At 41.8% G+C, this 11,786-nt stretch carries 14 protein-coding genes; all 14 read right to left on the reverse strand.

Annotated elements, in window-relative coordinates:
- Positions 1 to 141: 141 nt before the first annotated feature.
- Complete coding sequence (locus VIM91_RS00360; RefSeq protein ID WP_331862858.1) at positions 142 to 459, reverse strand: hypothetical protein; 318 nt, start codon at positions 457 to 459, stop codon at positions 142 to 144.
- A gap of 529 nt (positions 460 to 988) precedes the next feature.
- On the reverse strand, positions 989 to 1,948 hold the full coding sequence (locus VIM91_RS00365; RefSeq protein ID WP_331862859.1) for a glycosyltransferase family 2 protein: 960 nt from the start codon (positions 1,946 to 1,948) through the stop codon (positions 989 to 991).
- A 26-nt stretch (positions 1,949 to 1,974) separates the two neighbouring features.
- On the reverse strand, positions 1,975 to 2,742 hold the full coding sequence (gene cysQ, locus VIM91_RS00370) for a 3'(2'),5'-bisphosphate nucleotidase CysQ (RefSeq protein WP_331862860.1): 768 nt from the start codon (positions 2,740 to 2,742) through the stop codon (positions 1,975 to 1,977).
- Between the two features lie 14 nt (positions 2,743 to 2,756).
- A complete protein-coding gene (gene cysC / locus VIM91_RS00375) occupies positions 2,757 to 3,356 on the reverse strand; it encodes an adenylyl-sulfate kinase (protein WP_331862861.1) in 600 nt (199 codons plus the stop codon).
- A 110-nt stretch (positions 3,357 to 3,466) separates the two neighbouring features.
- A complete protein-coding gene (locus tag VIM91_RS00380) occupies positions 3,467 to 4,087 on the reverse strand; it encodes a hypothetical protein (RefSeq protein ID WP_331862862.1) in 621 nt (206 codons plus the stop codon).
- Positions 4,088 to 4,089: 2 nt separating this feature from the next.
- A complete protein-coding gene (locus VIM91_RS00385; RefSeq protein WP_331862863.1) occupies positions 4,090 to 4,311 on the reverse strand; it encodes a hypothetical protein in 222 nt (73 codons plus the stop codon).
- Positions 4,312 to 4,399: 88 nt separating this feature from the next.
- Positions 4,400 to 6,133 (reverse strand): SLC13 family permease, encoded by a 1,734-nt coding sequence (locus VIM91_RS00390; RefSeq protein ID WP_331862864.1) that lies wholly within the window; start codon positions 6,131 to 6,133, stop codon positions 4,400 to 4,402.
- A gap of 20 nt (positions 6,134 to 6,153) precedes the next feature.
- Complete coding sequence (cysN, locus tag VIM91_RS00395; protein WP_331862865.1) at positions 6,154 to 7,584, reverse strand: sulfate adenylyltransferase subunit CysN; 1,431 nt, start codon at positions 7,582 to 7,584, stop codon at positions 6,154 to 6,156.
- Complete coding sequence (cysD, locus tag VIM91_RS00400; RefSeq protein WP_331862911.1) at positions 7,584 to 8,489, reverse strand: sulfate adenylyltransferase subunit CysD; 906 nt, start codon at positions 8,487 to 8,489, stop codon at positions 7,584 to 7,586. The genes cysN and cysD overlap by 1 nt, the downstream gene beginning before the upstream one ends.
- 49 nt (positions 8,490 to 8,538) lie before the next feature.
- Positions 8,539 to 9,474, reverse strand: coding sequence for a glycosyltransferase family 2 protein (locus VIM91_RS00405; RefSeq protein ID WP_331862866.1), 936 nt, complete (start codon positions 9,472 to 9,474; stop codon positions 8,539 to 8,541).
- A 28-nt stretch (positions 9,475 to 9,502) separates the two neighbouring features.
- Positions 9,503 to 9,814, reverse strand: coding sequence for a hypothetical protein (locus VIM91_RS00410; protein WP_331862867.1), 312 nt, complete (start codon positions 9,812 to 9,814; stop codon positions 9,503 to 9,505).
- Between the two features lie 53 nt (positions 9,815 to 9,867).
- On the reverse strand, positions 9,868 to 10,407 hold the full coding sequence (locus tag VIM91_RS00415; protein WP_331862868.1) for a hypothetical protein: 540 nt from the start codon (positions 10,405 to 10,407) through the stop codon (positions 9,868 to 9,870).
- Positions 10,407 to 10,751, reverse strand: a complete 345-nt coding sequence (locus VIM91_RS00420; protein ID WP_331862869.1) for a hypothetical protein — start codon at positions 10,749 to 10,751, stop codon at positions 10,407 to 10,409. Before VIM91_RS00420 ends, VIM91_RS00415 begins: the two co-directional genes overlap by 1 nt.
- A 188-nt stretch (positions 10,752 to 10,939) precedes the next feature.
- A complete protein-coding gene (locus VIM91_RS00425; RefSeq protein WP_331862870.1) occupies positions 10,940 to 11,785 on the reverse strand; it encodes a sulfotransferase in 846 nt (281 codons plus the stop codon).
- Position 11,786 lies beyond the last annotated feature (1 nt).

Genomic DNA, 11,786 nt, shown 5'->3' on the forward strand with positions numbered 1-11,786 from the left:
AACATGGAAAATCAACGCGCACTTATGCGCCAAATGTTTTATTAGGCGACCCTATCAAACTAAGCGAACGACCAATATCAAGCTCCAAAGAGCTTTAAACCAATCGATTATTAAATGCTAAGAGAATAAGATACGCCAGAACTAGGCTTTGGGAGGACGAAACAAAGGAGAGGATTGGATAGTTACCCAATGAACTTGATAATCCGATTGCAAAGATTGCACTTGTGAACTTAAAGACAAAGCACAACTAAAACTCGGCAGATAGTTAAACTGGTGACTGGCTTGACAGTGGCCAGCGTGTGGATCTTGATAGTTACTGGTTTGAGACGTTTCAGATTGACTTAAAGAATCATGCAGTACTTCATGTTCAGCATTTGTGTGATGCATTGTCGCCATCACATGCACTGATTGCAGAGCCACTAGCATTAATAAAAACAAGCTCACTAAGCGCTTTCGCATTTTAAGTCAGACTCAACCTTTTAACCTTAATAGAAAAATTCTAACAAAGTTTTAATTTATTAGCAATCTGTTTTCCAAACTAGCTATGACTCTAGTTCGCTTTTAATCGCAATCAAAATGACCAGGTCAATTTCATAAGCACCAGACCTGGTGCTTTAGCATTAACCTTGATGACGCATGTGCGGAACAAGCATTACTTTAGAAGTAAGATATTGATATTTCGAAACCAAACCCACAAGACCAGGCTTTTAAACCCACCACAAACCCACTTTTCTTACCACTATAAATATCCGTTTTTAGCTGTCGATTGGGGGTAGGATTACAAAAGATACAAAATGTTACACTGGTTTGCTTCGTTTTTCCAATGCACTGCTCAAACTACTAGAAAACCAAACTTTCGATAATTAACAGTTATCGAAAGTTTTCTTGTTATTTTAAGAGCCTTCATGACGACCACCGTAAACTTATCAATAAATCTAATCCTTGGACTGCCCCCCCTGTTTCAAACACAAGAACGCATCCAAAAAAATCAAAGCTTTCTCGTAAATAGCGCTACCCAAAGCCCAATATTTCCAAGCAAGGTTTGTCTGTAAACACGAGATCTTAGGTAATAAAACACGCGTTTAAAAAGTGGGTTGTCTCTGGCACGCATGAAATCGTCTAAGGTCTTTTGATTTTTTTCCGTAATCAAGTGTCGAACTTGAGCTAAAGATTCCATGTGAGTATCATTCCATGCATGAAAACGGCCTGCAAAAAGCATTTTTATCCGAAATAACCGTGCTTTAAAACTCATATTGCCGCCCACGACATTACTGGCATGCTGTCGGTATTTTACGCTCGGGTACGGGTCATAGAACACTTCACCATCGGCACCGGATACCAGCATATAAGTCCACCAGTCATGACTTACAAAACTACAACCTGCCGTATCCATCAATATATTCCTCGCGGCCTGATTCATCATCATGGTATTGCCACCACCAATACTCTGAACTAAAGCATTCGCAAAACTAGGCTTCTTTTGGAATAATGGAGAGTAACCTAACATATTCCCCTTCTCATCGATCAAGCAGGTTCTTGAGCAATACAATAACGGTTTAGTCTGATCTAATTGCAAAAGTCGGTTCAAAGACGCTTCAATTTTGTCAGCTTCCCAAATATCATCTTGGTCTGCATAGCTGTAGTAGTCAGCATGAATATTTTGATCAAACACCAACGACATAAAATTATCGCAAAACCCATTGCATGGCCCTTGGTAGATAACAAAATCCCCTTTTGTCCAAAGCGGCTTAAAGCCTTCGAGAATGCGGTGCGTTGAATCATTAGAACCATCGTCTGAGGCATAAATATCAATCACCGGATGCGTTTGCTGTGCAATCGACTCTAGCTGCTCTTGAAGATACTTACCACCGTTATAGGTACATAACAAAACCGCCACACGCTTGGTGCTCAAATCCACTTTAGGGTTATTTTTTTTATCCAAATTCAAAATCACGCCACCTTTACCAGCCACCTTCACTTAAGTCCAGCTACAAACCAATCATTCAATAAATTTGGCTTATTATACAAGTGTTGTGAAAACGTATTATCTTTATACTTGCTAAAAGGCATCCCCGCTTCAAGCATAATCGCATGCGCCGCACCGGTATCCCATTCCATTGTTGGGCCGAGTCGTGGGTACACATCGGCCTCGCCTTCAGCAACTAGGCAAATTTTCAACGAGCTGCCAATCGATACCAATTCCTTTGGTTTATCGGTTTGAATCGCATCAATAAAGGCTTGAGTTTCATCGGACATGTGTGAACGACTGGCAACAATTTTATAAGTCTCGCGTTCTTGCTCCGTTTTGAGTGGTAGTTTTAAACCCTCTTTAAATGCGCCCTCGCCTTGTTTTGCCCAATAGCATTGGTTGAGTGCCGGGGCATAGACCACACCTAACACCGGTGTATCTTTATGAATAAGTGCGATATTAACGGTAAACTCGTCGTTCTTATTCACAAATTCCTTAGTGCCATCGAGTGGATCAACCAGCCAAAAGTATTCCCAGTCTTTACGCTCTTCATAAGGAAGGTGTTTACCCTCTTCCGACAAGATTGGAACAGCCATCTCCAACTGCTCCAATCCCGCCACAATAATGTCATGCGCCGCTTTATCGGCTTCGGTAAGCGGCGATTGATCACCTTTATATTCCACCGCAAAGTCTTTTTGGTAAACGCGCATAATAGCGTCACCGGCTTGTTTGGCGATTTGGATAATCTCCTGAATATTGATTTTTTCTAACATGCTTTTGTTTCTTTTTAAATGTATTGATGCTGTTGTAAGTAATCGATCACCTGCTGTGCAGCCTTGTCAATTTCTATATCGTTGTTGGCGATATGAATCTCTGGGCTTTTCGGTGCTTCGTAGGGCGAATCAATGCCGGTAAAGTCTTTTATTTCGCCCGCACGGGCTTTTTTGTATAAGCCTTTGGGGTCACGTTGCTCGCAGACACTTAAAGGCGCATCAATAAAGATTTCGATAAACTCACCAGGACTGGTGAGTTGGCGCACCATGTCGCGGTCTTTTTGAAACGGCGAAATAAACGCGGTCAAAACAATTAACCCCGCATCACTAAATAATTTCGCCACCTCACCGACTCGGCGAATGTTTTCAATTCGATCAGCTTCTGAAAAACCTAATCCTTTATTTAAGCCGTGACGAACGTTATCGCCGTCCAGCAAATAGGTGTGCTTGTTTAATTGAAACAGTTTTTGCTCAACCGCATTGGCGATGGTCGATTTTCCGCTACCGCTTAAACCGGTAAACCATAAAATACAAGGCTTTTGTTGTTTCTGATTGGCACGTTCTGCTTGGGTAATGTGATGGTCATGCCAGACGATATTTTTTTCAAGGGTCATTAGGGTTATTACTTTGTTAAAAACGGATTAATAATAGTCATTTTTTTATCGCTCATGTCTGCAATCACGCGTTTGCATGATTGAACTGTCTGGCTAGAGATGGCAAAAGGCTAAGTGTTATCAGTCAAAAATTCAGATTGCTCAGTCGCATTGCGAGGAAGAAATATACCCTTTATACAATCAGGGTTTATTACGGCGATTTGAATATGATTTCCTGAAAAAAATTTGGCACCTTCATAAATAGGATAGCCCTCGATAAACGCGGCTCGAACAGAATCAAAGGGCGAACCTTCTTTACGAGCAAGCGCACATGCATAGCGTATAACAGCACAATCAAGCTTTCTCATTTTAAAATCAAAATCACCATCTACAGCAGGCAGGTTTAGAGGCAACTCTTTACCCTCTGCCTTCATATCTTCGATAAACCTTGAATAGGCAACGGCTAGGAAATCAATATATCGCTGATCAAGCAAATCTAAGCAGTTTCCCAACTCCAGCACCGCACCTAAAACAAATGGCGTTTTTATTTTTGAATGCTGACGTTGACTGTCTTCTTGAGCATACTGGCGAGCACGCTCAAGATTGTTTTCCCAAAAATAAACGCCCTCGCCAAGCCAGTCATAATCGTTATTACTGTGATGAAACTGATCTTCTTGCATTAAGATTTTGAACGCGGCATCTTTATCTATGCCGTGAAACCCATAAACAACAGCAGGTTTTGCGTTATACATAATTAATTAGATTTATGCTCAGAATAAGACGAACGTGTTAGTTTACTTTTCGCCTTATCGCCACCTAAAGACCTAATATCAGCGTCCTTCACTTGAAAAAAACGATTCAATCGTTCATCGGAGTCCAAAATGTGCGCATCCTGCAACAAAGCAATACGTTCACAATGACTAAGCGAAACAGGCGTTGCTTTTACACGCTGCGTTAATTCAGTGATACTTAGCATACCTTACCTCCAAAAAATTCAGTTCTCACCGCTATTCTAACAAACACTAAAAAAATAACCTAACCGACAATGTTGTTGGTTGCTAGGGTTAAAACGGAAAAAATAATGGTGTTAGACCAAGCACGGTCACGGAGTATACTAAAGATACCGGCATGCCCATGCGCACATAATCCATAAAGCGGTACTGACCCGGCGTATAAACCATCAGGTTAGTTTGATAGCCAAACGGGGTTAAAAAGCTGGCGCTGGCACCATAGGCTACCGCTAGCACAAACGGCAACACACTCACATCTAAACCTTGCGCTGTAGCAATCGCTACCGGAAACGCCAAAGCCGCCGCCGCATTGTTAGTGACGGTTTCCGTCATCACTAGGGTGAGTAAATAAACGCCGATAAACGCGCCGATAACCCCCCATTGCCCAAACAGGTGCATAATGGCGTGAGATATTAAATTTGCGGCGCCGGATGATAACAACACACTGGCAATCACCAACGCTGAACCGATCATTAAAAACAAATCAAACGGCATTCTATGGCGCACTTCTTTTACACCCAAAAAACCAAGCGCCAAAAACAAACCAAGCAATATCAATAAACCATCAAACAACGCTAGCACACCGGCGACATTCAACCCCAACACCGCCAAAAACCCAAAGAGCGTTAGATGACTTTGGATGGATGTGAGCGGCCTATAGAGTTTACGTTCAGACAAAAAATAAAAGTTTTTAGCCAAGTTTTCGCGTTGGTTAAAATCATGCCCCGTAGCCAATAGCAATTTATCCCCTGCTTGCAGTGCAATCTCGCCCAGCTTGCCGGACAAGGTTTCACCGCCACGATTTATCGCCACTACTGCCGCATCAAACTTGTTTCTAAAATTGGCCTGCTTTAACGTCAAATCCACCACCGATGATTGTGGCGAAATCACCACTTCAACCAAGTTATCGGTATCTAGGCTTTCCACCAGGCCTGGTAGGGTTAAACCGGGTAAAGTTTTAAGTTGATTGGCACCGTCTCCATCGCCAGCAAACAACAGTCGATCTTTTCCCATCAGCACCGTATCCGGTGAAACCGGAGAGATCAACTGACCATCACGGATTAACTCAACCAAAAACAAACTCTGTAAGTTGCGCAAACCCGCCTGCTTAATCGATTGACCAATAAAAACGCTATTTGGGCTAATGTGAGCCTCAATAAAGTAATCGCGCTGGCTGGTACTTTCTCTCACAATAGTCGGCAACAAACGCCCCGCCAATAACACAATCACTAAAGACCCTATTACCAGCACCGGCAAGCCCACCCAAATAAAATCCAATAGCGCAAACGGCGTAAAGCCCGCTTGCACCATTAAACCGTTTACCAGCAAGTGTGTGGAGGTACCGACCAGGGTTAGGGTTCCGCCTAAAATGGCAATGTAAGACAGTGGAATGAGAACCTTAGAAGGCAATTGAAAGCGGTTGTTTTTAGCTGCCGATAATAAGCTTGCGACAATCGCGGTATTATTCAAAAAGGCTGAACTTAAACCAACAAACAGCCCCATCTTAGCGTAAGTCACACGCAAGCTGGATTTAAATAACCCTTCAGCTAATCGATTTAACCAAGTCGTTTTTTCTAACACCATGCCAACCAGCAATAACAACATTAAAGTCATCACCGCCGGATTAACATAGCTGGTTAAAAACCCGTCTAACGTCACCAGGCCTGCTAAATAATAGCCGACCGCTAAACCCACCATCCATTTAGCCGGGTGAGCGCGGCTTTTTGCCAACAGCACAAACAACGCAACCAAGCTCGCAACAACGAGATAGGCTTGAACATCTTGCAAAAAGCCGCCTAGCTCCAAGGCTAAATATCCTTTATCGCCAATGCACCCCATTCCGGGTAATGCTGACGAATATAGGCATTGAGCGCCTTTTCCGCCTCAGAGTATTCACGACTAGATGCTGATGAAGCCGTATCTCCAGCCTTCACAATCATCCCCGCCCCTAGTGTGGCGTGGGTATATTTATCAATCACAATAAAGCTACCCGTACCTTTCACTTCCTCGTAGACATCAAAAGCGATAGTTTGGTTCAATTGCAATTGACATTGAGCGATTTGGTTTAACTCAAGTTGCTCAACCTGTGATTCTTCAAACGTATTAACGTCAACCTGATAATCAATGGTGGTAAAACGCCCCGTCACCGATGATGTCGCGCGCTTGATCAGGTATTCTTTACCCGGCTTCATCGCCGCTTCGTTCATCCAGACCAGCTTAACTTCAAAACCATTCGCCACTTTGGGCAAGTCATCCGATTTAACAATCATATCGCCGCGACTGATATCGATTTCATCTTCTAGCGTTAGGGTGACAGCCATCGGGGCAAAGGCTGTTTGCACTGACATATTGGATTCATTTACCGCAGGCTGAATCACTTGTTTGACTTTAGAGGTCTTACCCGATGGCAAAACCGTGATGGCATCGCCGACCGAAATGGAACCAGCGGCAATCGTGCCACAGAAACCCCGGAAATTAAGGTGTGGGCGATTGACATACTGCACCGGCAAGCGGAAATTTTGATGATTAATATTGTCACCAATTTCAATACTATCCAACAGGCTCATTAATGGCTGACCTTTATACCAACTCATGTGTTCGCTTGGATTCACCACATTGTCGCCTTTCAACGCGGACAGGGGGACAAAGATGGGATTTTGAATATCCAGCTTTGTTGCAAACTCGGTGTATTGTGCTTTGATTTCATTAAAACGGGCTTCGGAATAATCCACCAAGTCCATTTTATTAATCGCCACCACAATGTGCTTTAAACCCAGCAACTTGGTGATAAACGAATGGCGTTTGGTTTGGGTTTGCACGCCATGACGTGCGTCAATCAAGATAATCGCTAAATCCGCTGTCGATGCGCCGGTGGCCATATTGCGGGTGTATTGTTCATGCCCGGGGGTATCGGCAATAATAAACTTGCGTTTATCGGTAGAGAAAAAACGATAGGCGACGTCAATCGTGATGCCCTGCTCGCGTTCAGACTGCAAACCATCTACCAATAAAGCTAAATCAACTTCTTCACCCGTGGTGCCGTGTTTTTTGGAGTCTTTATTAATGGCGGCGAGTTGATCTTCAAAAATCATTTTACTGTCGTGTAATAAGCGACCAATAAGTGTGCTTTTGCCATCATCGACACTGCCGCAGGTGATAAAGCGCAGCAGCTCTTTGTTTTCATGCTGTTGCAGATATTGTTCGATGTTTTGTGCAATTAAATCTGACTGATGTGCCATTAGAAATACCCCTCCATTTTTTTCTTTTCCATAGAGCCTGCTTCGTCGTGGTCAATCAATCGACCTTGACGCTCAGATACTTTGGTGAGCAGCATTTCTTGAATAATTTCAGGAAGCGTTGAGGCAGTAGAGTTCACCGCACCGGTTAAGGGGTAACAACCCAAGGTTCTAAAACGCACCATTTCCATTTTAGCGTTAGCGCGTAAACCTTCGGGGGTACGATCGTCATCGACCATGATTTTGGTGCCGCCGTATTCAATTACCGGGCGTTCTTTGGCGAAATACAGACTAGGGATTTCGATGTTTTCCAAATAAATATATTGCCAAATGTCTAACTCCGTCCAGTTGGACAAAGGGAATACACGAATAGATTCGCCTTTATTATGGCGACCGTTATAAATATCCCATAACTCCGGGCGCTGGTTTTTCGGATCCCAGCGGTGGTTTTTATCACGGAAGGAATAAATGCGTTCTTTAGCACGGGATTTTTCTTCATCACGACGCGCTCCGCCAAACACGGCATCAAACTTATATTTATCCAACGCTTGGCGCAAACCTTGAGTTTTCATAATATCGGTGTGCATAGCGGAGCCATGTTCAAAAGGGGAAATGTTCATCCCCACCCCTTCTGGATTGATATGCACCAACAAATCCATGCCCACTTCTTTAGCGCGTCGATCACGAAACTCGATCATCTCACGGAACTTCCAGGTGGTATCAACATGCACCAAAGGAAACGGCGGTGGTGCCGGATAAAACGCTTTTTGCGCCAAGTGCAACATCACGGATGAGTCTTTACCAACACTATAAAGCATCGCCGGATTATCAAACTCCGCCACCACTTCACGCATAATGTGAATGGCTTCGGCTTCGAGTTTTTTGAGGTGGGTTAATCGGTTACCAATCATTTAAATACCTTGTACTCTACATGTATAGTTCAAATCATCACACCATCTATACCTTAACAAACAGTGCGACGTTTCTTAAAAAACCTTGTTTCAACAATCGATGTTTGTAGATAACGACACGACGCTGAAAAAAAGATTTTTGCTCTAACGTAATAAAATCGGTTATCAATGCTTTGTTTTTGTCATCAATTTCATCAACAAAAACGTCTAAAAAACTTCGTGCTTGATCAATATTCACCTGCAAATGCTTTAGGTAATCTTGATCACGAAACACCAAGCTATAAATCAAACCCAAAACCATGTGCAATGGATTAACCTTGAACCCTTTTGCACCAATCGTATTTTTACCATGTTGACGGTATTTAATTGTTGGCTCTGTAATAAACCCAATCTTACCAAACTGACTCGCCACCAAACCTAACCACCAGTCATGCATAATCGCACCGTTTGGGATGGTTAAACACTTCTCCGCCAATGCACGATTAATCATAACGGTGCAACCGGTTACGGTATTTTGGATCAACAAACGACTAAATGCATTTTTCTCCGGCAGTGTATGTTCATATTGCCACATAGACGGTGCAATCGTGTTTAACAACTCATCGACTACTTCCAAGTCAGTATGGACAAGTAAGGGAACATCGCCATACTGGGCTTCCATCTGCTTCATTTTCGCTAACGTCTTTTCAACCTTGTTGGCATACCAAACATCATCCTGGTCGCAAAACATAAAATAGTCCGCATCACTATTGCTCACGGCATAGTTTAATAAAGCAGCAAAACTCTCTCTAGAACCCAAGTTTACGTCCGAAGGCAATAACTTTACATCATAGCCTTTCAAAACCTCCAAAGTACCATCTTGACTACCATCATCACGAACAAAAACCTCAAATGAAGCATGACTTTGCTCAAATAACGAATCTAATTGCTGCGTTATAAAGTCAGCACCATTGTAGGTAGAAAGTAAAATCGCGATACTCAAGTTTAAGCCTGTCTAAGTTTATTAATGTTCACAAAGACAATGCCAATGCCATAGAGTGGTTCCGCTTTATAAGCTTTTCAAGTTCCTGCGTCTTCTCTTTAAACTCTTGGCTTAACTGCTCAAACTCAGCCTTCGTCACTTCGGCTTCTGCAATACTCGCTTTGAGTTTGGCTGCCAAGCCTGGTAGTTTAAAAGACTCAAATTTTTCTAAGTTTAAAAACACCAACAGAACGAATGCTAACAACGTAAATGCATAGAACATCTGAAATTGAGATTGGACTATACACAAAACTGAAATCACGGCATAACTTAATAAAACCAAATTTGTCCAATACTTCATCATCGCAACTTGCCCATTTACCAACCCAATCTTATATTTTAATGTCTAATTGCTCAAAAAGCAGAAACTAAACGAAAGACAACGAATACCAACACTAAGCCGAAAAAAACTATTACAGCCCATTTTGACCAATAAAACCAAGGCTCGCCATTTTTCACTCTTTCCCATTCTGTTTTAAAAACTCTATGACCGGCGTCACTGAGTTTTGAAGTAATAACCTCAAGCTCATCACCTGACTTTAATTTACTTGGCGATGTTATAATCGCAGTCAACTCATCCAATAACTCTATTAGCCCTTCATCATCATTCGGGTTTAGCCTAAACTTAATTCGTTCAGCCAACATTAAAAGCGTATGCGCGTCCTCAGAGTGAGTTTTTATAAATTCCGCATACAAATTTGCTTGTAACTTTCCTCTGCAAAAGCTCGCAAAATTCAATTGAATAGCGATACTTCTAGACAACAAATCCGCCAAGTCATTTCTAACCTCATCAATCCACTTTTGACGAAACTCAGAAACTTTCTGCTCCTTAGTAAGGACCAAACCAAGATACGCCAAAATAGCCGCAATAAATGCAACGATTATCTCAGTCACTACTCAACACCCGATAGTAAAACAGACTTGCTAACCTTGGTATCTGTGGTCTGTGGTGTATGAGCAAAGTAATAACCAAGGCTAACGCCTACACCTGCGCCAAACACAAAGATAATCAAACCCCAGACACACAACACTCTGAAACGCTTGGCTTCAAATTTCATCTGCTCCACCTTCAAACGCTCTTGGGTTTTAAGGTAATCATAATAAAGTTTTAAGATTGTTTGAGCGTCAGCACTCTTGAGCGAAACTAACTCACGGGCCTCGAGTTCTGCCAGAATCGTTAAAACATGATTATTGTCAAAATCATGCAAATTATTCTTATCTGAAACCTTATCTTTCATTACTCTAACCATCCCAAATTCCGCACTAGCGTTCCGAAAAAGCAAAACACTCATAGGCTGAAACTATTCGTTCATCCCTCACCGGCTTGCGCGTGACATCAAACTTTTGTTGTAAATGATATTGCGCATCCGTTACAAAACCATTAGAGGCAAGTTTTTTCTTCAACTATTCAAAAACAAATAGCTAATTAAACTTCATAACCTAGGGTGAGGAGTTGCTCTTTAGCTATTTCGTTGAATTCTGTTATTTCTTCATCAGTCAAATACGTTTTATATTTATTCATATTCTTATCATCAACACCTTCAAGAGTTTTTGACTTCCATTGTAAAAACTCTTTAGGTTCATCATTAAATTGGTGAAAATTTAGTGTTTGACCTTCGAACTCCTCACCTAAAAAATTAAAAACACGACAAAGCTCATTTTCAGGATTTGTTAGCAAGTCTTCATACTTGACCGCTATAGTCTCTTTATCCTGATCCATTACACGTAGAAAATTTTGCACATTATTAGCCCACTCTGTTGCTATCGAGCTAATGTTTTTGTCCAACTTAGGAACATAATCAGATTTAATTTTTTCTTGATCAATATTCTTGTATGAAACAGCAACGTCTCGCCCATCTCGAAATAAAAAAACCATTTTTGAATTAGGGAATACTTTTTGTATCGAATCAATATGTTCCACGTAATAATTATTTTTATCACCAAATACTTTTGCACACTTACCATGAGCAAATGCGTATGTTTGATAAACTATATCAACCATACCAGTGTATGAGTCGGGTTTAACTTCAGATATTTTTTCAAACAACTGATCACGTGTTACCCCCCATGTCTCGAATTTTTTTGCTTGTAGAACATCATCCACAAATGATGCATAAACTTTTTGGTTATATACATCCAACTCAGAGTATTTTTCTGCATACCATAGCGCAAACCCAGACTCAGGGGGAACCGTTACATTCGAATGGGCATTCAACATTAACCTAAACATTGAACTACCAGAACGCGGATTGGCTAATATAAAAAACGGCATA

Origin of the sequence: Thiomicrospira sp., assembly GCF_036568485.1 — a bacterium.
In the GTDB taxonomy this organism is placed as follows: Bacteria; Pseudomonadota; Gammaproteobacteria; order Thiomicrospirales; family Thiomicrospiraceae; genus Thiomicrospira.